General features: G+C 50.9%; 25 protein-coding genes and 1 pseudogene. 10 read left to right on the top strand and 16 right to left on the bottom strand.

Features of this window, described 5'->3' with window-relative positions:
• Positions 1-71: 71 nt before the first annotated feature.
• The 5 genes from pdxY to anmK all read right to left on the bottom strand — a co-directional run bounded on the left by pdxY (position 72) and on the right by anmK (position 4,645).
• The gene (pdxY, locus tag AC07UY_RS06815) at positions 72-932 is read right to left on the bottom strand and encodes a pyridoxal kinase PdxY (protein WP_494659794.1); all 861 of its coding nucleotides are present in this window, start codon (positions 930-932) and stop codon (positions 72-74) included.
• Positions 933-991: 59 nt separating this feature from the next.
• A complete protein-coding gene (tyrS, locus tag AC07UY_RS06820; RefSeq protein ID WP_203357939.1) occupies positions 992-2,266 on the bottom strand; it encodes a tyrosine--tRNA ligase in 1,275 nt (424 codons plus the stop codon).
• Between the two features lie 126 nt (positions 2,267-2,392).
• Positions 2,393-3,049 carry a pyridoxamine 5'-phosphate oxidase gene (gene pdxH / locus AC07UY_RS06825; RefSeq protein WP_494659795.1) on the bottom strand — a complete coding sequence of 219 codons (657 nt, stop codon included), beginning with the start codon at positions 3,047-3,049 and terminating at the stop codon, positions 2,393-2,395.
• Between the two features lie 58 nt (positions 3,050-3,107).
• Positions 3,108-3,431, bottom strand: coding sequence for a C-type lysozyme inhibitor (gene mliC, locus AC07UY_RS06830; protein WP_494659796.1), 324 nt, complete (start codon positions 3,429-3,431; stop codon positions 3,108-3,110).
• A gap of 92 nt (positions 3,432-3,523) precedes the next feature.
• A complete protein-coding gene (anmK, locus tag AC07UY_RS06835) occupies positions 3,524-4,645 on the bottom strand; it encodes an anhydro-N-acetylmuramic acid kinase (RefSeq protein WP_494659797.1) in 1,122 nt (373 codons plus the stop codon).
• A gap of 278 nt (positions 4,646-4,923) precedes the next feature.
• Between anmK and slyB the strand changes: the two genes are divergently transcribed.
• Entirely contained in the window at positions 4,924-5,391 is a 468-nt protein-coding gene (gene slyB, locus AC07UY_RS06840; RefSeq protein ID WP_494700935.1) for an outer membrane lipoprotein SlyB, read from the top strand.
• A 72-nt stretch (positions 5,392-5,463) separates the two neighbouring features.
• Here the strand turns inward: slyB and slyA are convergent, their stop codons facing one another.
• On the bottom strand, positions 5,464-5,904 hold the full coding sequence (slyA, locus tag AC07UY_RS06845) for a transcriptional regulator SlyA (RefSeq protein ID WP_192612106.1): 441 nt from the start codon (positions 5,902-5,904) through the stop codon (positions 5,464-5,466).
• A gap of 194 nt (positions 5,905-6,098) precedes the next feature.
• On the opposite strand from slyA, the gene AC07UY_RS06850 reads away from it, so the two are divergent.
• The 3 genes and pseudogenes from AC07UY_RS06850 (at position 6,099) to AC07UY_RS06860 (ending at position 9,241) form a co-directional block, all read left to right on the top strand.
• Positions 6,099-6,335 carry a DUF1656 domain-containing protein gene (locus AC07UY_RS06850; protein WP_494659798.1) on the top strand — a complete coding sequence of 79 codons (237 nt, stop codon included), beginning with the start codon at positions 6,099-6,101 and terminating at the stop codon, positions 6,333-6,335.
• Between the two features lie 2 nt (positions 6,336-6,337).
• A complete protein-coding gene (locus AC07UY_RS06855; protein ID WP_494659799.1) occupies positions 6,338-7,201 on the top strand; it encodes an efflux RND transporter periplasmic adaptor subunit in 864 nt (287 codons plus the stop codon).
• Positions 7,201-9,241: pseudogene (locus tag AC07UY_RS06860) on the top strand (FUSC family protein). Before AC07UY_RS06855 ends, AC07UY_RS06860 begins: the two are co-directional and overlap by 1 nt.
• Here AC07UY_RS06860 and sodC read toward each other — a convergent pair.
• The 3 genes from sodC to AC07UY_RS06875 form a co-directional block, all read right to left on the bottom strand.
• Complete coding sequence (gene sodC, locus AC07UY_RS06865; RefSeq protein WP_494700936.1) at positions 9,217-9,738, bottom strand: superoxide dismutase [Cu-Zn] SodC; 522 nt, start codon at positions 9,736-9,738, stop codon at positions 9,217-9,219. The pseudogene AC07UY_RS06860 and the gene sodC overlap by 25 nt on opposite strands.
• Before the next feature lie 75 nt (positions 9,739-9,813).
• Complete coding sequence (locus AC07UY_RS06870) at positions 9,814-10,710, bottom strand: aldo/keto reductase (RefSeq protein ID WP_494659801.1); 897 nt, start codon at positions 10,708-10,710, stop codon at positions 9,814-9,816.
• 49 nt (positions 10,711-10,759) lie between these two features.
• Positions 10,760-10,999: a DUF1289 domain-containing protein gene (locus tag AC07UY_RS06875; protein WP_192612101.1), complete on the bottom strand. Its 240-nt coding sequence runs from the start codon at positions 10,997-10,999 to the stop codon at positions 10,760-10,762.
• 153 nt (positions 11,000-11,152) lie between these two features.
• Here AC07UY_RS06875 and AC07UY_RS06880 point away from each other — a divergent pair, with 153 nt between their 5' ends.
• From AC07UY_RS06880 to gloA, 3 genes are all read left to right on the top strand, one after another.
• Positions 11,153-11,752, top strand: a complete 600-nt coding sequence (locus AC07UY_RS06880; protein ID WP_494659802.1) for a TetR/AcrR family transcriptional regulator — start codon at positions 11,153-11,155, stop codon at positions 11,750-11,752.
• A gap of 57 nt (positions 11,753-11,809) precedes the next feature.
• Positions 11,810-12,907 (top strand): alkene reductase, encoded by a 1,098-nt coding sequence (locus tag AC07UY_RS06885; RefSeq protein ID WP_494700937.1) that lies wholly within the window; start codon positions 11,810-11,812, stop codon positions 12,905-12,907.
• Between the two features lie 97 nt (positions 12,908-13,004).
• Complete coding sequence (gene gloA, locus AC07UY_RS06890; RefSeq protein ID WP_494700938.1) at positions 13,005-13,412, top strand: lactoylglutathione lyase; 408 nt, start codon at positions 13,005-13,007, stop codon at positions 13,410-13,412.
• 53 nt (positions 13,413-13,465) lie between these two features.
• On the opposite strand, the gene AC07UY_RS06895 is transcribed toward gloA, so the two are convergent.
• From AC07UY_RS06895 to AC07UY_RS06910, 4 genes are read right to left on the bottom strand one after another with little or no spacing between them, the layout of a single operon-like run.
• Positions 13,466-14,563, bottom strand: coding sequence for a fimbrial protein (locus tag AC07UY_RS06895; RefSeq protein WP_494700939.1), 1,098 nt, complete (start codon positions 14,561-14,563; stop codon positions 13,466-13,468).
• A 31-nt stretch (positions 14,564-14,594) separates the two neighbouring features.
• Positions 14,595-17,126, bottom strand: a complete 2,532-nt coding sequence (locus AC07UY_RS06900) for a fimbria/pilus outer membrane usher protein (RefSeq protein ID WP_494700940.1) — start codon at positions 17,124-17,126, stop codon at positions 14,595-14,597.
• A 21-nt stretch (positions 17,127-17,147) separates the two neighbouring features.
• Positions 17,148-17,870 (bottom strand): fimbrial biogenesis chaperone, encoded by a 723-nt coding sequence (locus tag AC07UY_RS06905; protein WP_494700941.1) that lies wholly within the window; start codon positions 17,868-17,870, stop codon positions 17,148-17,150.
• 50 nt (positions 17,871-17,920) lie between these two features.
• Entirely contained in the window at positions 17,921-18,478 is a 558-nt protein-coding gene (locus AC07UY_RS06910) for a fimbrial protein (RefSeq protein ID WP_494659808.1), read from the bottom strand.
• Between the two features lie 728 nt (positions 18,479-19,206).
• Between AC07UY_RS06910 and rnt the strand changes: the two genes are divergently transcribed.
• On the top strand, positions 19,207-19,854 hold the full coding sequence (gene rnt / locus AC07UY_RS06915; protein ID WP_271446358.1) for a ribonuclease T: 648 nt from the start codon (positions 19,207-19,209) through the stop codon (positions 19,852-19,854).
• Between the two features lie 71 nt (positions 19,855-19,925).
• Here the strand turns inward: rnt and grxD are convergent, their stop codons facing one another.
• The gene (grxD, locus tag AC07UY_RS06920; protein WP_003832760.1) at positions 19,926-20,273 is read right to left on the bottom strand and encodes a monothiol glutaredoxin 4; all 348 of its coding nucleotides are present in this window, start codon (positions 20,271-20,273) and stop codon (positions 19,926-19,928) included.
• A gap of 337 nt (positions 20,274-20,610) precedes the next feature.
• Between grxD and AC07UY_RS06925 the strand changes: the two genes are divergently transcribed.
• On the top strand, positions 20,611-21,441 hold the full coding sequence (locus AC07UY_RS06925) for a C40 family peptidase (protein WP_494659809.1): 831 nt from the start codon (positions 20,611-20,613) through the stop codon (positions 21,439-21,441).
• Positions 21,442-21,568: 127 nt separating this feature from the next.
• On the top strand, positions 21,569-22,150 hold the full coding sequence (gene sodB, locus AC07UY_RS06930; RefSeq protein WP_203357957.1) for a superoxide dismutase [Fe]: 582 nt from the start codon (positions 21,569-21,571) through the stop codon (positions 22,148-22,150).
• Positions 22,151-22,203: 53 nt separating this feature from the next.
• Here the strand turns inward: sodB and AC07UY_RS06935 are convergent, their stop codons facing one another.
• Positions 22,204-23,370, bottom strand: coding sequence for an MFS transporter (locus tag AC07UY_RS06935; protein WP_494659810.1), 1,167 nt, complete (start codon positions 23,368-23,370; stop codon positions 22,204-22,206).
• A gap of 166 nt (positions 23,371-23,536) precedes the next feature.
• The gene (cydH, locus tag AC07UY_RS06940) at positions 23,537-23,626 is read right to left on the bottom strand and encodes a cytochrome bd-I accessory subunit CydH (protein WP_003029209.1); all 90 of its coding nucleotides are present in this window, start codon (positions 23,624-23,626) and stop codon (positions 23,537-23,539) included.
• Between the last annotated feature and the right edge of the window lie 220 nt (positions 23,627-23,846).

Here is a 23,846-nt window from a genome sequence, read left to right on the forward strand (position 1 = left end):
GTTACGCTTACCCGGCCAACAATACGGACTGACCAATGGCCCGATAAACGATAGCGTCATCGGGCATTAAGTCAGAGCTGTGTTGCGCTAAAGTAGTGTTCCGGCTTCGCAATACGATCCTGTGCCGCAACGACCTGCAACTCATACTCCTGCATACTCTTCGTCGCTACCATGATTTCATAGACCGCGGCCGTCACATGCTCAAGCGCTTCCTGTAGGGTTGCACCCTGCAACAGTTTGACTAACAGCAGGCCGCTGGTCACATCGCCGACGCCCACCGGCTGGCGAGTGCCAAAATCCACTAATGGACGACTGATATGCCACGCTTCATTGCGGGTCACCAGCAGCATTTCAAAGCGATCCGCGCTGTAGCCTGCACGCGCCAGATGCTTCACCAGCACGATCTCCGGCCCCATCGCAATCAACTCACGGGCGGCCAGTACGGCTTCTTCAACATTATGTACAGCATGCTCGCAGAGAATTTCCAGCTCAACCAGATTTGGCGCAATGATGTCACTGGCTGGAAGCGCATGACGAACATGGAATTCCGCCACGCCAGGGGCGACGATACACCCTTTTTCAGGATGCCCCATGACCGGATCGCAGAAATACTTCGCCTGCGGATTCGCTGCCTTAACCTGGCGAACAATCCCCAGGATATGCTCACCCTGCTCTGCTGAGCCAAGGTAGCCGCTGAGTACGGCATCGCACTTCCGTAACTGATCAATCTCGGCGATGCCCTGCACAATTTCGGTTAAATGGCTGGGCGGCATGACGCAGCCGGTCCATTTACCGTATTGGGTGTGATTCGAAAATTGAACGGTGTTGAGTGGCCAGACATTCGCGCCAAGACGGCGCATCGGAAATTCTGCTGCACTGTTACCCGCGTGGCCAAAAACGACGTGAGACTGGATGGCGAGGATATTCTTCATTTTTTTACCTGAACATTAAAAATAAGGGAGTGATTTCTCACTCCCTGTTACTTAATGCGTTACTTCCAGCAAATCAGACAGTAGTTCTTTTTGCCACGGCGCAATAAGGTATAGCGACCAAACAAACGATCCGCATCGTTGAAGAAGTATTCAGGATCGGACTGTTTTTCGCCGTTGATGGTGACAGCATTCGAGGCAATTGTTTTACGCGCCTGACCGCGAGACGGTTGCAGCTCAGAATCCACCAACGCCTGCATCAGATCGGCGCCCTTTTCCATCTCAACCATCGGTACGCCATCCTGCGCCAGCTGTTCGAAGTCGGCTTCGCTCAGCGCACTCAGCGTGCCGTTGAACAGGCTTTCGGTGATGCGTTTTGCGGCCACCAGGCCTTCTTCACCATGAACCAGACGCGTCACCTGCTCGGCCAGCACATACTGAGCACGCGGTGCCTTACCGCTGTTTTTGTCTTCTTCTTCGAGGGCATTGATCTCTTCAATGTCCATAAAGGTGAAGAACTTCAGGAAGCGATATACGTCAGCATCTGCGGTGTTGATCCAGAACTGGTAGAACTTGTACGGGCTGGTTTTCTTCGGATCCAGCCAGACCGCGCCGCCTTCGGTTTTACCAAATTTGGTGCCGTCAGCTTTGGTGATCAGCGGAACCGTCAGACCAAAGACCTGATTCTGGTGCAGACGACGCGTCAGATCGATACCGGAAGTGATGTTACCCCACTGGTCAGAACCGCCGATCTGCAGCGCAACACCGTGCAGTTTGTTCAGGCAGGCAAAGTCATAACCCTGAAGCAGGTTATAGGAGAACTCGGTAAAGGAGATGCCCTGATCGTCACGGTTCAGACGCTGCTTAACCGCTTCTTTGTTGATCATCTGATTAACGGAGAAGTGCTTGCCGATGTCACGCAGGAAAGTCAGCACATTCATGCCGCCAAACCAGTCGTAGTTGTTCGCAGCAATAGCAGCGTTGTCGCCACAATCGAAATCGAGGAACGGTGCAACCTGTTTGCGGATTTTATCCACCCACTCCTGAACCGTATCTTCAGTGTTCAGTTTACGCTCAGCGGCTTTGAAGCTCGGGTCGCCAATCAGACCGGTCGCGCCACCTACCAGTGCGACAGGTTTGTGGCCTGCCTGCTGGAAGCGTTTCAGGCATAACAATGGAACGAGATGCCCCAAATGCAAGCTGTCAGCGGTAGGATCGAAGCCGCAATAGAGCGCGATCGGGCCTTGCGCCAGTCGCTCTGCTAACGCTTCCTCGTCCGTCACCTGGGCTACCAGCCCCCGCTCTTGCAATTGTTTAATCAAGTTACTGCTTGCCATCAAAATCTCCATGTATAAAACGACTGCACCTTAGCCGGTACACGACTTTTCGCCTGATGCGAAAGAAACATAGAATAAAGCGCCGGAATCAGGAGTACCAGCGCTTAAAACAAGAAATTTGCATCTTTAAGGAGCAAGCCTGTCGATTTTCCACCCGTTATTTTCGCGTTGGTACAAAAAGCGGTCATGCAGACGGTGTTCGCCACCCTGCCAGAACTCCATTTGCTCAATGCTGACGCGAAATCCGCCCCAGAAGCTGGGCAGCGGCACTTCACCCTGCTGGAATTTCTGCTTGAGTTCAAGGAACTTGCTTTCGAGGATGCCACGCGCGGAGATACGGCTTGATTGTTTCGAAACCCAGGCGCCAATCTGACTGTCACGCGGGCGACTGTGAAAATACTTCACCACCTCAAGCGTGGACAGGCGTTCTGCTTTACCAATCACCATCACCTGACGTTCCAGCATGTGCCACGGGAACAACAGACTGATGCGCGGATTGTTTTCAAGTTGATGCGCTTTACGGCTACCAAGGTTGGTATAAAACACCATCCCTTTATCGTCGTAATGCTTGAGTAACACGATACGTTGATAAGGTTGACCATTTTCATCAACGGTCGCGACAACCATCGCCGTCGGATCGGCCAGTCTGGCTTCGCATGCCTGACCCAGCCAGCGTTCAAAAAGGGGTAATGGTTCGGCGGGAAGATCGTGGCGACGCAGGCCACCTTTGGTGTATTCACGGCGCAAATGCGCGATTTGCTGCAATTCGTCGTTATCAGACATGATGTTCGCTACGGATTGTCAGTGGGTGGCGCTATTGTGCGCCGCCCTGCTGAAAATCTCAACGCTTCGGGTTTTGTAACTGGCAGTTATTTAGCACAATTCTGTCACGTTTGTAGATTGTGGCACTGTCGCCTTTTGACCAGAAGACGTAGATGCCATCCGTGTAGCGTGCGCCTGATGCGGACACACCCTGCTTGAGCGTTTGCAGTTTATTATCGTAGATAAAGCTCACCTCTTGTCGCGTATTATTCAATTTGACGGTGAGTGGTTTTTCATCACACTGGTATTCCAGCGTATCTGTTTGCATACGCTCAACAAATTGATTGTAGACACTACAACCGGTGAGCAGCATGGGCAGACAAACGAGTAAGAGTTTTTTCATAGACGTATCCTGACGACTTTCCTGGTCCCGGAGGGTAAAACACCCTCCTTAACATCCTAAGTGTAACGGTATACGCTCGGAGAAAAATTCAGTTAACTCTGAGATCGTGGATTCGCAGGGAAAATAGCGCCCAGTATGCTCGGTTCTGAGGCCCCCGTCACTGAAGGCAGGTTTCCAGGGAGTCCGGCGAGCGTTCGCCAGGCAAGCCAGGCAAAGGCAAGCGCTTCCATATCATCACCGCTGATCCCGGCGTCATCTGTACTGGTCACTTCAGTTCCAGGCAACAATCCTGCCAGACGCGCCATCAGCAACGGGTTACGACTGCCGCCGCCGCAGACCATTAACCGCTCGCAGCCGCCGCTCAACAAAACTTGCTCTGAGATCGTTACCGCCGTCAGTTCTGCCAGCGTCGCCTGCACATCGCGAGGCTGAAGACCCGGAAATAATGAGAGATGCCGTTCTATCCAGCCGTAGTTGAAATACTCACGCCCGGTACTCTTCGGTGCCGGCAGCGAAAAATACGGGTCGCTCAGCATATTCTGCAACAGCGGGAGGATAACATTGCCCTCGCTCGCCCACTGCGCGTCTTTGTCATAGGGTTTGCCACACTGCCGCCAGATCCACGCATCCATGAGCATATTCCCCGGTCCCGTGTCATAGCCGCGAACCGGTTGTTCGGGGATCAGCAGCGACAAATTGGCAATCCCCCCGATGTTCAGCACCATGCGTCGTTCAGTGGGATGCGCCAGCAGCGCCTGATGAAACGCCGGAACCAATGGCGCGCCCTGACCGCCGAGCGCAATGTCACGACGGCGAAAATCGCCCACCACCGTTATTCCGGTGCGTGCCACGATCTGGTTGTTATCGCCAATTTGCAAGGTATGCGGCGCAATCCCGACAGGCTCATGCCACACCGTCTGCCCATGGCATCCGATGGCAATAACGTCCTGAGGTTTCAGATTTTGCTGTACCAGCATCGCGTTGACTGCCTCGGCAAAGAGTTGTCCGAGCTGTGTATCCAACTGACCGAATTGGGAAAGCGTGAGTTGCTGCCCCTGGCAAATATCCAGTATGGCCTGTTTCAGATGAACAGGAATCGGCCAGGTCAGACTCGCCTGTTGCGCCACCATATTTTCGTCTATTGCCGCCAGCACAACATCGACACCGTCAAGACTGGTCCCGGACATAACACCAATAAAACGGCCCGATTTCATATGTTTTCCTTTTTGGCATGGATTTCACTTATCACACTCAACCATAATATACCGGTCAATGCCACGCTTCACTGCCGGATTTTGACCGCGCGTTCAGCGCGATGAGTTTGTATTCTGATAAGTCTCGCGAATGGTTCGTTTATACTTGGTTAACCCAATTCTGATTATGATTTTCACAATGTTCCAGTAGAACATGTGACCTTAGGCTCACAAATGCCATATAATTTAACCATGAGGGATGCTTAAGTAGCGTTTCGTGGTGAACAGGAGATTTATAAATGATTAAACGTGTGCTGATCGTTTCAATGATGGGGTTGTCTTTGGCAGGCTGTACGAACACCGATAGCCTTTCCGGGGATGTCTATACCGTATCTGAAGCAAAACAAGTTCAGAATGTCACGTACGGGACTATTGTGAATGCTCGTCCGGTTCAAATTCAGGGTGGTGATGATTCGAATGTCATCGGCGCTATCGGCGGTGCGGTATTGGGTGGTTTCATCGGTAACACCGTCGGCGGCGGTACCGGACGCTCTCTGGCAACCGCGGCGGGCGCAGTAGCCGGTGGCGTTGCAGGTCAGAGTGTACAGGGCGCGATCAACAAAACGCAGGGTGTGGAGCTTGAAATCCGTAAAGATGACGGCAACACCATCATGGTTGTTCAGAAGCAAGGCAGCACCACGTTCTCTGCAGGTCAGCGCGTTGTACTGGCCAGCAACGGCAGCCAGGTTACCGTCTCTCCGCGCTAACCGAAGCGCTGATGCCGCCTGACGTAAGACGAGTATGTGTGGCCTGCCGGGTCACACATACGTCTTTCCGGGTTAATCCTGCGATTGCAACTCGATAATGTTGTGCTCAAGTTTGGCAACCAGCTTGATTAAAATGTCAATTTCCTGCTGAGAAATCCCTTCCAGAATCTCCCCACGGGTCTTATTAATCACAGCTTCCATCTCGGTAATAAGAGGCGTGGCTTTTTCCGTGAGCTTTATACGTTTCGCGCGACGATCGCTTGGACACGTCTGTCGTGAAATTAACCCTTTCTCTTCGAGCTGATCTAACGTACGTACCAGCGAAGGCTGCTCAATGCCGATCGCTTTCGCCAGTTGAATTTGCGACTGCTCCGGCGGCAATTGATGAATGTTGTGCAGCGTTACCCAGTGTGTCTGCGTCAACTCCAGAGGTTTCAGGCGATGGTCAATCAGAGCACGCCAAATGCGCACCAACCGTGCCAGATCAGAACCTAGTGGCGATTCCAATTTCATCTCCTTATAATTAGCTTGCTAAGTTATTATACTGATTTTAGAATAGTGTGCAGTATTTATATTCTCAAAACAAATGTATTGCTAAATTTGCATACGGGTAGACATTTTTTCAGACATTATGCGAGAAAGACGTGCGTTGCCCCGCTCTATACTAACCCTAAAGCCACGCTTTCTAATGCAAAGGAATAGTGCTTGTGACATTCATGTTCAACGCAACAGGATTGCCCTTACAAGATCTGGTGTTCGGCGCATCAGTTTATTTTCCTCCCCTGTTCAAAGCGTTCGCGCTGGCATTTGTCATCTGGTTGATTTTCCATCGCCTGTTACGCGACTGGATTTACTCAGGTGAAATCTGGCATCCCCTGCTGATGGATCTCTCTCTCTTTACACTTTGCGTCTGCCTGAGCCTTATCTTACTGATTGTGTGGTGATTATGTCCCTGAAAACCATTAAATACTTTTCAACTATTGGGGTTGCTGTTATCGCCGTGCTGGCCGGTTGGTGGCTGTGGAATTATTACATGCAGTCGCCGTGGACGCGCGATGGCAAAGTCCGGGCAGAACAAGTGAGCGTGACGCCTCAGGTCTCCGGAAGCATTATTCAACTCAACGTGAAAGATAACCAGTTCGTCAATGCAGGCGATCTCCTTTTTACCATCGACAAGACCCCTTTCCATATCGCAGAACTTAACGCACAGGCACAGTTGGCAAAAGCGCAGTCCGATCTGGCAAAAGCCAATAATGAGGCAAATCGCCGTCGGCATTTATCCCAAAACTATATCTCCGCCGAGGATATGGACACGGCGAATCTGAACGTTAAAGCCATGCAGGCCAGTGTTGAAGTCGCCAGAGCAACCCTGAAACAGGCCCAGTGGCAGCTCACCCAGACGGAAGTCAAAGCCCCGGTCGCGGGGTGGATAACCAATCTTTCGACCCGCACGGGCGATTATGCCACCACCGGCAAGCCCCTGTTTGCGCTTGTCGACAGCCACTCATTTTATGTGATCGGCTATTTTGAGGAAACCAAATTACGCCATATCCGTGAAGGTGCTCCAGCACAAATCACATTGTACAGCGGCAATATAAAGTTACAGGGTCACGTAGCCAGCATTGGCCGGGCCATCTACGACCAAAGTGTGGAAAGCGATTCCGGGCTGGTGCCTGATATCAAGCCCAATGTTCCGTGGGTTCGCCTGGCGCAGCGCGTTCCTGTGCGGATTGAATTTAACGCATTGCCGCATGACGTCACGCTGGTGTCGGGCACCACCTGTAGCGTGGCGATTGCTGGCCAGCGCTAATGAAACGCCTTCATCAGGTGTTGCAAAACGCCCCCTGGTTTAAAGCGACATCCGGGCAATGGCGATATGCCTTACGCAACACCATTGCCATGTGTCTTGCGCTGACGTTTGCCTATTATCTGAACCTGGATGAACCCTACTGGGCGATGACCTCCGCGGCGGTTGTGAGTTTTCCTACGGTAGGCGGCGTTATCAGCAAAAGCCTGGGGCGAATCGCCGGGAGTTTGCTTGGCGCAACCGCTGCCCTGATCCTGGCGGGACATACCCTCAACGAGCCCTGGCTCTTTCTGCTGAGTATGGCCGCCTGGATTGGCTTTTGTACCTGGGCCTGCGCGCACTTCACCAACAACGTGGCCTATGCGTTTCAGTTAGCGGGTTATACGGCGGCAATCATCGCCTTTCCGATGGTTAACATTAGCGAGATCACCCAGTTATGGGATATCGCTCAGGCCCGCGTATGCGAAGTAATTGTGGGCATTCTGTGTGGGGCGATGATGATGATGATCTTGCCCAGTACCTCTGACGGCACCGCACTGCTCACCGCGTTAAAAAACATGCACGCGCGATTGTTGGAGCATGCCAGTCAGCTCTGGCGGCCCGAGACAACTGACGCCATTCGCTCCGCCCACGAAGGGGTGATCGGTCAAATCCTGACGATGAATTTGTTACGCATCCAGGCCTTCTGGAGCCATTATCGTTTTCGTCAGCAGAATGCCTTGCTCAATTCACTGCTGCACCAACAGTTGCGTCTGACCAGCGTCATCTCGAGCCTTCGCAGAATGTTACTCAACTGGCCTAACCCTCCGGCGCATCTCCAGGAGGTGATTGAACAACTGCTGGTCACTCTCGCTAAACCGCAGACGGACAGCTACACCGTGGCGCGGATCATTGCCCCATTACGTCCTCTGGACAAGCAAGATTACCGGCACATCGCATTCTGGCAGCGGTTACGTTATTTCTGCCGGGTCTACTTACAGAATAGCCATCGCTTAAATTTGCTGGAAAATGTCGCGTCGGTTGAGCAGATTAACGTGAAGCGCAGCCCCGGACTTGCGCGCCACACCGACAACGCGGAAGCCATCTGGGGGGGCTTACGTACGTTTTGCACGTTGATGGTGATTGGCGCATGGAGCATTGGCGCACAGTGGGAGTCAGGCTCTGGCGCGTTAACGCTGGCGGCCATCAGTTGCGTACTCTATTCTGCCGTTGCGGCCCCATTCAAATCGCTCTCTCTGCTGATGCGCACGCTTATCCTGTTGTCGCTGTTCAGTTTCGTCGTCAAATTTGGGCTGATGGTACAAATCACCGATCTCTGGCAGTTTCTGTTGTTCCTGTTCCCGCTGCTCGCGACGATGCAGTTACTGAAGTTACAAATGCCAAAGCTGGCGGGGCTTTGGGGGCAACTCATTGTGTTTATGGGGTCGTTTGTCGCCGTCACTAATCCGCCGGTTTATGATCTGGCTGAGTTTTTAAACGACAACACCGCCAAGATAGCCGGGGTGGCCATCTCCTGGCTGGCATTCGCCATTCTACGCCCCGGCTCAGACGCCAGGAAAAGCCGACGTCACATTCGCGCATTACGCCGGGATTTTGTGGATCAGCTCAGTCGTTATCCCTCTCTGAGCGAGAATGAGTTTGAATCCCTGACGTATCATCACGTTAGCCAACTCAGTAACAGCCAGGATGCATTAGCGCGGCGTTGGCTATTACGATGGGGTGTGGTGTTGCTGAACTGTTCGCACGTTGTTTGGCAATTACGCGCCTGGGAAGCACGTTCAGACCCACTTTCGCGGGTGAGGGATATTTGCATCTCATTATTGCATGACGTGATGAGCGAGCGTGGCGTTCAGCAACGCCCACTCGCCACCACATTGCAGGAATTGCAGCGTATCTGCGACACGCTCGCGCACCATCATCAGCCCGCAGCACAGGAACTGGCGGCGCTTATCTGGCGACTTCACTGTTCACTTTCGCAGCTTGAACAAGCGCCACCGCAGGGTACGCTGACATCCTGATTATTTAATCACGCCACAGGCATAACGCGCCCCGCCACCGCCCAACGGTTTTGGCTGATCGGACATGTGATCGCCGCCAACATGGATCATCAGCGCCTTGTCTTTAACGTCATCAAGGGATGTGAGTCGCGGAGCAACGACAGGCGTTGTCGCAGTACCGTCGCTATTCACCACTAGCAGGGGCAAGTCGCCCATATGGCCTGCGCCACTGGGTCCCTCATGTTTGCCGGTTTTGTGGGGATCGAGATGCCCTCCTGCGGACTCCGCGGCAGAAGCTTTGCCCTCTTTCATCGCGGGCTCGCAGCTACCGTTGGCATGGACGTGGAAACCATGTTCTCCTGCGGGTAATGCTTTGAGATCGGGGGTAAATTGCAGGCCTTTATCGGTTTCGGTGATAGTGACCGTGCCAATCGCTTGCCCGACGCCTTGCGATGTCACCAGATTCATTTCCACTTTTTCACTGTTGGCCTGTGCACCCGCACAAACCAACAGCGTCAACATTGCCAGACTCACACGTTTCATAGGACCTCCGTCAATTTATCTCCCCGTTAAGTGTAAACCAGCGAAATAATCTTGAGCGTAAAGTCCGTATGTTGGTTATGGCACGTCGTAACCGAGAGCGGCTTTACGGATACGGAACCATTGCTGGCGCGACATCGTCAATGATTCTGCTTCAATCGCCGAACGCACCCGCTCAATTTTCCCGGAACCGATAATAGGCAATGGCTGCGAAGGTAGTCGCAAAATCCACGCATACACCACCTGTTCGATGGATTGCGCATTCAGCTCTTCTGCAATCGTGGCAAGTTCTTTACGCAGCGGTTGGTATTCGTCATCATTAAACAGGCGCCCACCGCCGAGGCAGGACCAGGCCATTGGACGAATGCGCAGTTGCTGGAGCTGATCGAGCGTACCGTCCAGCAACAGCGGCTGGTGAACCGGCGAGATTTCCACCTGGTTTGTCGCGAGTGTGAACGGCAGGCGTGACTGCAATAACGTGAACTGTGCTGGCGTGAAGTTTGACACCCCAAAGTGGCTAACCTTTCCACTTTTGTGCAGCTGTTTAAACGCTTCCGCGACATCATCGGCGTCCATTAACGGATCGGGGCGATGGATCAACAGCAGGTCAAGATGGTCGGTTGCCAGATTTTTCAGCGACTGTTCCGCGCTGACAATAATATGGTCGCTATCGGTAATGTAATGACCGAGCGTATTTTCTGCCCGGGCGGTCGTGGCAATACCACACTTGGTGACAATTTGCATGCGTTCACGCAGATGCGGCGCCAGCTTCATGGCCTCGCCAAATGCCGCTTCACACTGGTAGCCACCATAAATATCCGCATGGTCAACCGTGGTAACGCCTAATTCAAGATGCTCTTCAATGAAACTCACCAACTGACGCGCGGACATATTCCAGTCCATTAAACGCCAGTAGCCCATAACGAAGCGGGAAAACTCCGGACCTTGCGGCGCAATCGTGACACGCTGAACCATAACAGCTTCCTCATCAATAGACAGGTTTTGAGTATACGCAATTACGCTTTTAAAAGAGTGAAGGTTGTTGCGGTTCTTCCTGCGGGTCGGGTTTGTTTGCACGCAATCTGCGCATCAGGCGCTGACGGCATAAGCGCAGCACCTCTTGTTTTTCGGCATCGCTCATATTTTGCCAGTTAAAGCGCTCATCACGGCTGCGCAGACATCCACGGCAAAACCCACGATCATCTGACTGACAGATGCCGCGACACGGGCTCTGGACGGGAAAAAACTCCAACTGCTCAGCCACATTCCCTCCTTAATTAAGATAGCCCTGCACCACATACTTCATGTTGCGGCGCACCGCCTGAAGGATGATGTCTCTATGACAATTGAAGACGCTAACTGAAATTCTGGCAACTTCTGTTGCATTAGACCGACTGGTCTATTACACTCTTTTCCCATGAACAAACAGACTGAACATGACACACGCGAACATCTTCTGGCAACAGGCGAAAAGCTTTGCATGCAGAAAGGCTTCACCGGAATGGGGTTGAGCGAACTGCTGAAAACCGCCGAAGTGCCCAAGGGTTCGTTTTATCACTATTTTCGCTCAAAAGAAGCGTTTGGCGTCGCGATGCTGGAACGCCACTATGCGGCGTACCATCTGCGTCTGGCGACGCTTCTGGAATCCGGTGCGGGTAATTATCGCGACCGGGTTCTGACGTACTATCAGGAAAACCTGAAGCAGTTCTGCCAGCAGGGCAGTATTAGCGGGTGCTTAACCGTTAAACTTTCCGCTGAGGTGTGCGATCTTTCGGAAGATATGCGTACTGCGATGGACAAAGGTGCACGGCACATTACCGCGCTGCTGGCGCAAGCGCTGGAAAAAGGGCGTGCTAGTCACTGTTTGTCGTTTGTCGGTGAACCTCTGCAGCAGGCGCAGGTACTCTATGCCCTGTGGTTAGGGGCGAATTTGCAGGCCAAAATTTCTCGTAGTGCAGCACCGCTGGAAAGCGCGCTGGCACACGTAAAAACCATTGTTGCAACGCCTGCCGTTTAACAGGCGTTTTTATTTACCTTATCACTAGTCGACCGGTCTACTCAGGAGTCATTCATTATGTCGTCCGAAAAATTATTTACCCCACTGAAAGTCGGGGCTATTACCGCCGCAAACCGCGTTTTTATGGCCCCTCTTACGCGTTTACGCAGCATTGAACCTGGCGATATTCCGACACCGTTAATGGCGGAGTATTATCGTCAACGCGCAAGTTCTGGGCTTATCATCTCCGAAGCAACCCAGATTTCGGCCCAGGCGAAAGGTTACGCTGGCGCACCAGGGCTGCACAGCCCGGAACAGATTGCCGCATGGAAAAAAATCACCGCCGGCGTTCACGCGGAACAGGGGCATATTGCCGTTCAACTTTGGCACACCGGTCGTATTTCTCACAACAGCCTCCAGCCAAATGGCCAGGCGCCAGTTTCGGCTTCGGCGATCAGCGCGAATACCCGTACTTCTCTGCGCGATGAAAACGGTCATGCGACCCGCGTAGACACCTCAATGCCGCGCGCGCTGGAAACCGACGAAATTCCAGGTATCGTGAACGATTTCCGTCAGGCGATTGCGAATGCGCGTGAAGCCGGGTTTGATCTGGTGGAGCTGCATTCGGCCCACGGCTATCTGTTACATCAGTTCCTTTCCCCGACCTCTAACCACCGTACCGATCAATACGGCGGCAGCGTAGAAAACCGTGCGCGTCTGGTGCTGGAAGTAGTAGATGCGGGTATTCAGGAATGGGGCGCAGATCGCATTGGTATTCGCGTGTCGCCGATAGGTTCTTTCCAGAATGTGGATAACGGCCCGAACGAAGAAGCCGACGCGCTGTATCTGATTGAACAGTTGGGTAAACGCGGTATTGCTTATCTGCATATGTCCGAGCCGGACTGGGCGGGCGGTCAACCTTATACCGAAGAATTCCGTCGCAAAGTGCGTGAGCGCTTCCATGGCCCGATTATCGGCGCTGGCGCGTACACCCCGGAAAAAGCCGAGGATCTAATTAAGAAAGGGTTGATCGATGCCGTGGCATTTGGTCGTGCGTATATCGCCAACCCGGACCTGGTTGCGCGTTTGCAACATAAAGCCGAACTCAACCCGCAACGCGCAGAAAGCTTCTATGGCGGTGGCGCGGAAGGTTATACCGACTACCCTACCTTGTAATTTCGCATTGCGTAATCCTGCATTGATAGCGGCGTAAAATCGCCGCTATACTAAAACAACATTTTGAATGTATTGACCATTTTAAAGGGGAATAACAATGCGTTTACTTCATACCATGCTGCGCGTCGGCAACCTGCAACGCTCCATCGATTTTTACACCAAAGTGCTGGGCATGAAGCTGCTGCGCACCAGCGAAAACACCGAGTACAAATACTCTCTGGCGTTCGTCGGTTACGGTGAAGAACGTGATGAAGCGGTGATTGAGCTGACCTATAACTGGGGCGTCGATAAATACGAACTGGGCACTGCTTACGGTCATATCGCCCTGAGCGTGGATAACGCCGCCGAAGCCTGCGAACGCATTCGCCAGAATGGCGGCAATGTCACCCGTGAAGCTGGCCCGGTGAAAGGCGGCAGCACGGTGATAGCATTTGTAGAAGATCCGGACGGTTACAAAATCGAACTGATCGAGGAGAAAGACGCCGGTCGCGGTCTGGGTAACTAATGCCTGTCGGGCGCAGATCCTCTGCGCCCATTTATCGTCTTTCAGCGCTGTCGTTATTGATAGGATATTTCATAGACAACCGACGCCGAGACTTTCCCACCGACAATTTCGCTGTCTGACGTTCTGTAGTATCTGGCCGCCATTGGAATGCTGTACTGCCCTTCGCTCGCATTCCCCACCATAAACGTTTCGTTCAGATGAACGGTTTGCGGCGTTTGCCCTCCGTCTTTGGCTGACAAAATCTGAACACCCACATTTTCCGCTAATCCGTCCCCTTTATCGCTATACAGCACGCCATTTTCAGCGTCGCCGCCGTTAGGATCGGTCAGCATCATATTGACGGTGGTGGCCGCATTACACTTGAGGCTGATCGTAAAATCCACGTTATTACCGACATCGCCTTTTTTAGGCAGTTCGTTGGCATTAATGCGCCTCAAATTAACCGTTGAGGGTGTGTCTGCATTGATATCACAGCCGCCAGTGTTAACAGAAACAGTAAACTCAGACATATTAATATATACACACATATCAAGCGTATTTTTGGTCTCAGATGATGAGATACATACATAAGCCAAATGACCGCCCTGAATAATGTGAGTACCTGGAAGCAATGGTGCTGTCGTGACAAAATAAATTTTATATCTCGCCCCTAACGCTCCCTGGGATATTATCCCATCTGTTGACCACAGTTTGGTATCAGATGGATAATATCCTAACCCATAATAGGGACCGTTTGGATCGGCTATCGCCATCGCAAAGCCAATACCTGGACTATTATCTATTGGGTATACAGCCAAATTACCTTCCGGTGCAGAATATGTTCCTACGGGTAGTTCAACGGTAGCAGCATACGCCCATGTTGATGTGCTACTTCCTGAGCATTTTTGCCCGGTGAAGGTAAATACAACCTCATAGTTATCAACATAGGACTCACCAATCAGTGTTCCCGCAGGATACGCTGAGGAATTATCAGTATTAATTGAGACATTGCTCGGCGCTGCATGCAACCCTGAGCCTTCAACACATACTCTTGTGTAGCGGGCATATGCGTCCTTGGGAATCCCGCACAATAATAATGCAACAGCTGTCACTATCATTACTTGTGACGAATACATCAACGCTCGTTTAAGTATTAAAATAATTACTGTCATATATTCCTGTTATCCATTGTGTGCAGGGCTTTTATCTGCAACTTTCCACAAACGGCTTCAGCGCCGTTTTCTTTGTCTTTTCAGGTTCTGGCGCAAGCGCATAATTGACATGACACTGTTCATTGTCATCATCACCCCATTTAATATGCAGACTGCCTTTATCATTGGGGACGCGGGCATAAATCAGACTCCCTTGCGACACCACCCCGACGCTGACACCGTTATCATCAAAAACATCCGCGCCAAACGGCAGCGTTTTACCGGCAAAATCCGCCTGAATTAATACAGGTCTCCCCTGGCGGGCATCAAATTTAGCCTTCACCACCGCACCATAGCGTGGGACTATTTTTTGCGAGGTGTTTTCCAGTTCAGCGTTTTCAGATATCCCTTTTGGATCAATAACGACATCATTTAATTGATAAGGATTGGTTGACGGGAACAGGGCATAGCCAAAGCGGTCAATGGTCACGCCGGGATAAGAGGGTATCGCCGCCCCTTCAGCCCCTTTCGCCTCCACCAGGGTAAACGTATCACCCGTGTAGGGTGAGAATGTAATGCCGCCCGAATGCGCAACCACAGAGCCAGACATACCAACCGACGCACTGTGATAATCGCGACCTTTACTGTACGTTGCGGAAAGTGAAGCGACACCACCTTTATAGGTCCCGGCAACGTTACCGCTTGTCCCTGCATAGTCGTCATGACTGCCGCTAACCGAATAAGTATACTGGTTCTGTTCACCGAGACTGCCCGAAATAATCGCCTGTTCTGAGGCCGTGCCAGATGAATCCTGGTTATAGCTCATACTGAGTTGCGGCACAGACGCCCCCATATCGTGGCTTTCCCACAATGGAATCGAGAAATTCAGAAAATAACTGGTCTGGGATGTGCCCCACTCGTCCTGACTACGACTGATATTCAGACTGTAATTCAACCATTTATAACTATTGGAATAACCGATCTGGTATTGCCGCTCTACAGATCCTTTATTCCAATAGTTCTCCATGCTGGCGCTAATATATAACTGGCCCCATCCTTCCTTGAGCCCCTGGCTCAGATTAAGCGTAAAGCGGTTTTTCTGTCGCTGAATCTGATTACTATCATTACCGTGATGCAAATCATCCAGCGTTTCCATCGCCGTGAGGTAATCCATATATCCACTGCTGGAGAAACGGTACGCGGCCAGTGTGATATTACTGTTCGTTTCATTAATCAGCTTGCTGTAACTTATCTGAAAACTTTGACCGGACATATCGCCACGATCGGGCAGATGCGCTTTGGACTGGGTGACGTCAAACGCGATTGCGCCAATGGGAAAACCTAAGGCAGCGCCCATTTTTACCGCCTGATAATCCTTGTTTGCCTGAACGCCCCCATACCCTGTCAGAATGTTCGTGAAGCCCTGTTGCCAGGTCGCCTCCGTAAAGACAGGATCGTCCGATACGCTGTCGCTGCGCAGTTTTCCCGCACTGAGGCTGTACCGCGTACTTCCGGGACGCAGCAATTGCGACACCGAAGAATAAGGAATGGAAAAGTTCTGCTGCGAGCCATCGGCCTCCTGAATGCTCACATCCAGATTACCGCCATAACCGGTCGGATAGAGATCGCTAATCACAAACGCACCGGGCGAAACGGTGGTTTCATAAATCGTCTGACCGCTCTGTTTAACCGTGACTTTCGCATTCGTTTTCGCCACACCGCGTATTTCAGGCGCATAACCGCGCTGCGATTGTGGCAACATGCGCTCATCACTGGCCACCTGCGCCCCGCTGATGGGCAATGTATCAAACAGTTGTCCGCTGGTATTCAGTTGCCCGGCCGCCAGACGTCCCCAGATAGCAGGAATATCCCGCTGCACATAGGTATTCAGGACAGTGTAGTGCCCGCCTTGATCCTGCATCCAGTTCCAGGAGCCATTATGACGAAGGTACCATGCGCCAATATTCAGGCCACTGTTGATCGAGGCGTATAATGACTTCGATTCATAATTGCTGTTTTTTGATTCGTAGGCATTCATATTGTATCCCAGCATCAGGGCGGGGATCCCGCTGTCCCACATTGACGGGGGGACAGAACCGCGTGGAAGCTTATCAATATAGACTTGCGGGATAGAGAGACTTAATTGCTGAGCTTCGCTGTCAAATTCCTGTGTTGCCTCCGGAATGATATCTTGTATACGTGTGCAGTTCTTACTGTCGGTCAGTACGTCCCATTGCGTGAATTTAATCTGTTCTTTTTTAAAACTGATCAATTCAAAAACATTATTTGGAATACACGCATCAACGGCATTGTTCGCCCCGGCCCGGAACTCGATGTTCGAAATCGTTAATTGCTCAGTGTTCAGCGAGACAATAACTTTATAGATACCCGGTAATACACTCGCGCCATTTGAAAATCGCTTCAGGTCGATAATTTGCGCGCCTGAACGGTTAACAAAAGCATCATTAAACTCATAATTCCCCGCAACGTCCATCGAGGAGATGCCGTCTGTTTTTGCTCCGGCGACAGCATATTGCAATGGAAGCACGATATTAACGTAACAAAGCACATGGAATAAGCGCATAATAAAATCACCGAAAATGAATTATTTTTTGACTTTATACTTATTCAATCCACCAAAATCATTGATTGACGCATATTCGATCGAATCTGCGCTACTTAACTGTTTCACACCGTTGAAATGAAAATCACTTGATCCACCCGGTGAAATCATCTGCCCAGGGGAAACCATTTTCTTCCCACCCGATGTATAACTCACTTCACTCAGGGTGACATAATAAGGTGTCGGGTTAGTTGCTGTAATACCGCTACCGTTAATACTCCAGCGTAGTAAATTGGGCGCGTCATTGGCGCTGCCTTTTAGTGAATCTGGACGATAGAAAAGCTTGATACGTGTTTTGAAGGCAATATTAATCTGGCTTGCGTCAATGGAGTCTTTCGACTTTGCAGGGATAGCCAATACATTCAGATAAAAAACAGACTCTTTATCCTGCGGCAGGCTGTTTTCAGCGATCAGACTGATCCTGAGCGTCTGTCCTTTGCCCGCATTCACCCGGTTAATGGGCGGTGTTAAGACAAAGACAGATGCTATTTTATCAGGCGTCACGTTCTTAACACCGTTATCGATCCAGCTTTGCGCCAGAACCGGCAGGCTTCCTGTATTTTTCATTCGTACAGTGACCTCGCTCTCTCCGGCAGGATAAATAACGCGAGTCCCCTCTAACACCAGGCCTGCAAATGAAAGAGTGCTGAAACCAAACAGTGTCATCATTAATGACATCTGACATAATATTTTTAACCGTTTCATTAAATCATTCCAGAAATAACCATTTGTTAACAACACTCTGTGTAACTTATTTACTGATACGACAGTTCATAGGTGGCATTAGCGGTAACTTTACCGACGGCTGGCGCGGCATCATTACTGTAATATTGCACGATATAGGAAAGTGAACCGTTCCCACTGGCATCGATGGTAAATTTCGACCCACCGCTCTGATCCGCATTTAAATCAATTGCAGTATTGGATTTAGCAACATCCACCAACTGCAGACTTACTTTCGTTGGATTCGCTTCTTCGTTTTTCAGGTTGCCATTGGTATCCGGCGTCCCATTCTGCACGCCAAACTGAACACCTATACCTGTCGCGCTCGCCGTACAACCCGTAACGGAAATAGCGAAAGGTGTAGGTTTTGCTGTCGTACCAACCACCGCGATGGTTTCTGTAGACACTTTATCCAGAGTCACCGTGCCATTGGGACCACCGGCATCAACTTTGGTATCACAGGTTGAGGCAACGACTTCTCCGGCGAATTTAATGGTTCCTTTATCGGTAGCCGCATTCGCGGTATTTATGCCGGACAAACTTACTATCGCACAGGCAGACATCACCATGTATAACTTACGCAATTTCATTTATCTCTCCAACGTATAACAAGAGTGTTTATTGAGTATCATTCATCCCTAAAACTTAACACTCACCCAGCCAGTGTTATCTGTAAGGATTTTTATGTTATTTATCGCTATTATATTTTATATTCCCGACAACTCGCATTTTCGAGCAATTTTAGCCATCATATGCAAAAGAATGACTTTAGCGTCAGTACAATAGCCATAACAACATAATAATATTATATATCAATAATAAGCCGTCGGTAATCAATGTTCAGTCTAATTTTGGACAATTCACAACATGGACACCTTAATTAAACACAAAGTTAACCAGGGATAATATTAGATATTAGTTCGCGTAATAGGCAGGTGAGATTAAATAACCCCTTCCACTGTTCAATTAAATTGATTGCACAATCGCTTAATCCCACAACACTGAATAATGCGGATACAAAACAGGAATACAAAATATATTTTTGTACATTTGATGAGTATGGGCACCAGCACCCTATTCCGCGCACACCCACGCTTAGCTCGGTGAGGTCATATTTTTTTGATTTTATGAACAGGCATTCCTGCTATCTGAAGGGGAAGAAAATGCCCACAAGCAGCCTGACAGGACATCAACCTGCTCTACGGAATGTCGATATCCTGGGACGCAATACCCGATGTCCCTTTTCCCTCTGCCATTCCCGTCAGCAACAAAATTTGGCATAATGCGCGCTGCAATTTTTCTGTATTAAGAGACCCTGATGTCCGATAACGCTCAACTTTCCGGTCTGTGTGACCGTTTTCGTGGTTTTTATCCTGTCGTGATAGATGTCGAAACGGCTGGATTTAACGCCAAAACCGACGCGCTGCTTGAGATCGCCGCCATCACACTGAAAATGGATGAACAAGGCTGGTTGATGCCGGACACGACGCTGCATTTCCATGTCGAACCGTTTGAAGGGGCAAACTTACAGCCTGAGGCGCTCGCCTTTAACGGTATCGATCCGTCAAATCCACTGCGCGGCGCCGTCAGTGAGTACGACGCGTTGCACGCGATCTTCAAAATGGTGCGCAAAGGCATCAAAGACAGCGGTTGCAACCGGGCCATCATGGTTGCCCACAACGCCACCTTCGACCACAGTTTTATGATGGCAGCGGCGGAACGCGCATCGTTGAAGCGTAATCCGTTCCATCCCTTCGTGACTTTCGATACTGCGGCACTCAGCGGTCTGGCGCTGGGGCAAACCGTGTTGTCAAAAGCCTGTCTGGCAGCAGGTATGGAGTTTGATGGCACCCAGGCGCACTCCGCCCTCTATGACACCGAACGCACCGCTATCCTGTTTTGCGAAATCGTGAACCGTTGGAAACGCCTTGGCGGGTGGCCACTACCGCAACCGGAAGACGCTTAATCACTTTCATCAGGCGATCGAGCCCATAAAAAAAGCGACCAGAGAATGGTCGCTTTTTTTATTTCCGCTGATTACTCAGCATCAGGTTCTTCGGTTTTGTATTTCGCTGCAGTTTCTTTAATCAGTTGCTGCAACTCACCGCGCTGGTACATTTCGATCAAAATATCACAGCCGCCAACCAGTTCGCCATCAACCCACAGTTGCGGGAAAGTTGGCCAGTTTGCATATTTCGGTAATTCCGCTCGAATATCCGGGTTCTGCAGGATATCAACATAGGCAAAACGCTCGCCACAGGCAGACAACGCCTGGACAGCCTGTGCGGAGAAACCGCAGCTTGGCAGTTTTGGAGAACCTTTCATGTACAGGAGAATCGGGTTTTCAGCGATCTGGCGCTGGATTTTTTCGATAGTGGTGCTCATTGTCTTGCTTCCTTTAACTTCTTTTACGGCAGTAGTCTGACATTGTAGCGGGTCAGACTGGCAACGGAAAATAACATTTTCATTACGCTTTACTATTTTATCCCCTGGCGCGATAAGTTGCATTCTCTATATTTCTTATCCTGTAAAACAACACGCCCTGGACTCTCCGCTGACCATTTTTAGTACGAGCTGTTGATTTTTTTTGCAGTCGCTTACGAAATGGGGTTTTAGATGATAAAAGCGATTAACTTTCTGTGCTTTTATGGATTAGAATCGACAGGTTTTGTAAATCACACGCAGGCATGATAGCCGCCTGCATTAACCAGAGGACTGCTCAGTGGCGCGAATAAACCGAATTTCGATCACGCTCTGTGCTTTGCTTTTTTCCACACTCTCTTTCACATCCCCGGCTAATGCTTCCCGGCAAACCAGGGAGACGCCTGCTGTTTCTCACGTAACGAAAACGGCAGATAAACATAAGAACGCGACGGCCAGTAAAAAAACAACCAAAACCAGTCAGAAAACCGTCAAAAAAGCCGTTAACAAAACCAGCGTAAAAACGGCCTCTTCGTCCAAAAAGCACACGACCTCGCCAGCGAAAACCACTAAAAATGCACATCGCCGTGTCTCTTCCACAACCGCAAAAACAGCCTCCGTCACCTGGAGCGAAAAATGCACGCCACGCAAAGGCCGCAAGCCCCATTGTGTGAAGGTGAAAGAGACCGCACCAGCTTCGCTTGCCGATGCGCATAAGGTCAGGGTACAGAAAGCGACCAAAACGGCAATGTCCACATTGATGAATCAGATTGGTAAACCGTATCACTGGGGCGGCACGTCGCCACGTACCGGTTTTGATTGCAGCGGTCTGGTCTGGTACGCCTATAAAGATCTGGTGAAGTTCCGTATTCCGCGTACGGCAAATGAAATGTACCACCTACGCGATGCCTCACCGATTGAGCGTGATGAACTGAAGAATGGCGATCTGGTCTTCTTCCGGACCCAGGGGCGCGGTACTGCGGATCACGTCGGCGTGTATGTCGGCAATGGCAAATTTATCCAGTCCCCCCGTTCAGGGCAGGAAATTCAGATAACCTCATTAAGCGAAGATTACTGGCAACGCCACTATGTCGGCGCCCGCCGCGTCATGACGCCAAAAACCATTCGTTAATCCCTTACCCTGTTGTTTTCGCAACAGGGTAAGTTCTTCTTTTGCATCACCTTTCAATTTGCTACCCTATCCTTACGTACTTTATGGCTATTGTACGTACTCAATATTAATAATAAGGAGAGAAGCAATGTCGTTCGAATTACCTGCATTACCGTATGCCAAAGACGCGCTGGCACCACACATTTCCGCTGAGACGCTGGAATACCACTACGGCAAACATCATCAAACCTATGTGACGAATCTCAATAACCTGATCAAAGGTACCGCCTTTGAAGGTAAATCACTGGAAGAGATCGTTCGTAGTTCAGAAGGTGGCGTATTCAATAACGCAGCCCAGGTCTGGAACCACACGTTCTACTGGAACTGCCTGGCCCCGAACGCGGGCGGCGAACCAACCGGCAAACTGGCTGACGCTATCGCCGCGTCCTTCGGTAGCTTTGCTGAATTCAAAGCACAGTTCACCGATGCTGCGATTAAAAACTTCGGTTCCGGCTGGACCTGGCTGGTAAAAGGGGCTGATGGCAAACTGGCTATCGTTTCTACGTCCAACGCGGGCACCCCGCTGACCACGGATGCCACCCCGCTGATGACCGTTGACGTGTGGGAACATGCTTACTACATCGACTACCGTAATGCCCGTCCTGGCTACCTGGAGCATTTCTGGGCGCTGGTAAACTGGGAATTCGTTGCGAAGAACTTCGCGGCGTAAATACGACAACGCAGAAGGGTTTCCTTCTGCGTTTTTATTTTCAACTCAATCGTTTAGTTGGCGACATAGGCCGTTTCAGGTTGCCTTCTCGCTGACACAAAGACCAGCAATAACGCCAGCCCTGCCACAATGGCGCCCATCACCGGAACAAAGCTATACCCCAGACCGCCGGAAATCACCGCGCCACCCGCCGCCGCGCCTAACGCATTCCCAAGATTAAATGCCCCGATATTCACCGACGAAGACAACCCCGGCGCTTCACTGGCGACACGCATCACGCGCATCTGCAAAGGCGGTACGACGGCAAATGTTGCCGCGCCCCACACCACCATACTGAACGCAGCGCCCAGATCGTTACGCGCCAGGAAAGGAATGGCCAGCATGATGACCATAAGCAGCAGTAAGAAACCTTTCAGCGTACCGTTGACGGAACGATCGGCCAGTTTGCCGCCAAAATAGTTGCCGATCGAAAACCCAACGCCGATCAAAACTAACATCGCGGTGACAAATGCCGGTGTGGCATGGGCAATGTTTTGCAGAACGGGTGAAATATAGGTGTAGAGGGTGAACATTGCCCCCGCGCCCAGCACGGTGGTCAGCAGCGCAGAAAGGACCGGTGGACGCAGCAAGACAGCCAGTTCTTTACGCACGTCCGGCCGTTCCCCTGCGCCACCTTTCGGCAGAGAGAAGAATAAACTGAGCATCGCGATCACCCCAAGTCCAGCGGTCGCTAAAAAGGACATCCGCCAGCCAATGGTTTCCCCAAGCCATGTGGCCGCAGGCACGCCGCCGATGTTTGCAATGGTCAGTCCCATAAACATCGTCGCCACGGCGCTGGCCTGTTTATGCTTCGGCACTACCCTGGCCGCCACGACCGAACCCAATCCGAAAAACGCGCCGTGATTAAGACTGGTCAAAATGCGCGATAGCATCAAGGTGGTGTAATCCGGCGCAATGGCCGACAGGACGTTGCCCAGCGTAAAAATGGCCATCAAAAAAATCAGCGCATTACGACGAGCACGGTGCGATAGCAACAGGGTCATCAACGGCGCGCCCACCATCACACCCACCGCATAGGCGCTGATGAGCATTCCGGCGGCGGGAATGGAGACATTCACGCCATGCGCAATGACGGGCAACAGCCCCATCGGAGAGAATTCCGTGGTCCCAATACCAAATGCGCCAATCGCAAGCGCCAGTAAGGGGTAATTGATTTTCATACGTTGACTCCGCTGCAGCGTGCCGCGAAGCGACACCCGATAAGAGCCAAAAGCATGACATCAATCACAAAAATAATAAAGTTAACAGAATGGCAAAAGACTTTTGCTGATTTAGTAACAATGAAGGGGTAACGAGATGAGGGAGAGCATGCTCCCTCACGGTAAATCAGTGCAGTGCGGCGGTCAGACCACCCGCTACGATCAGGCCCAGAACAATAATAGTGGTTACTAACGAAAACTTCAGATCGGTGCTCATCAAATTTGCTCCTTTTTATTCCCACACAAAAAGTGATATTGCGCATTTTTACACACTTGGATGTAAAAATCTCCCAGGATTTATATTGATAACCACTTTTAACTCTTCCCCTTTTCGTCAAGATCAGACAAAATTCCACGCTTACTTGATTAGCGTACCGGCCATTGACCCCCTCCTGACGTTTCGTGTCGTTTTCCCGGCGTGCCGCAACCCTGATGTT

The organism is Citrobacter sp. GW821-FHT02E08 (assembly GCF_059421685.1).